This is a genomic window from Variovorax sp. Soil_C_26, assembly GCF_057657075.1.
Map to the genome: position 1 here is coordinate 1 of NZ_JBDGJC010000055.1, position 397 is coordinate 397.

Annotated in this window: 1 protein-coding gene and 1 pseudogene; both read left to right on the forward strand. The window is 66.2% G+C overall.

The genetic code is table 11. The annotated features are described in order from the left end of the window. Positions 1-204 (forward strand): annotated as a pseudogene (locus AC3A6G_RS27440) (IS21 family transposase); the annotation flags it as partial. After that, positions 194-397 (forward strand): ATP-binding protein (locus AC3A6G_RS27445; RefSeq protein WP_487875103.1); only part of this gene is annotated, 204 nt, incomplete at its 3' end. The pseudogene AC3A6G_RS27440 and the gene AC3A6G_RS27445, both read left to right, overlap by 11 nt.

The following is a 397-nucleotide window of genomic DNA, read 5'->3' on the forward strand; positions in this document are numbered from 1 at the left end:
GGCGTAGCCAGCAAGACGCATGTGCTCAACGTCCTGCACCGGCTGCTGGACGGCAAGCCAGTGGCACCCGCACCCGTCACCGCCCCTCAGGCACTGCGCCTGACGAACGAGCCCCGAGCCAACGTGTTGCGCTATGACTCGCTCAGAGGACGCGCGACTGCAGTCGATCCGATCATCATCCAAGAGGTGCGCCATGCGCCATGACCCCGCCAGTGCAGCCATCGTCATCATGCTGCGTGAACTCAAGATGCACGGCATGGCGCACGCCGTGGCCGAACTCGCCGAGCAGGGCTCGCCGGCCTTCGAGGCTGCACAGCCGATGCTCTCGCAGTTGCTCAAGGCCGAGACGGCCGAACGCGAGGTGCGCTCGGTGGCCTACCAGTTGAAGCTGGCACGC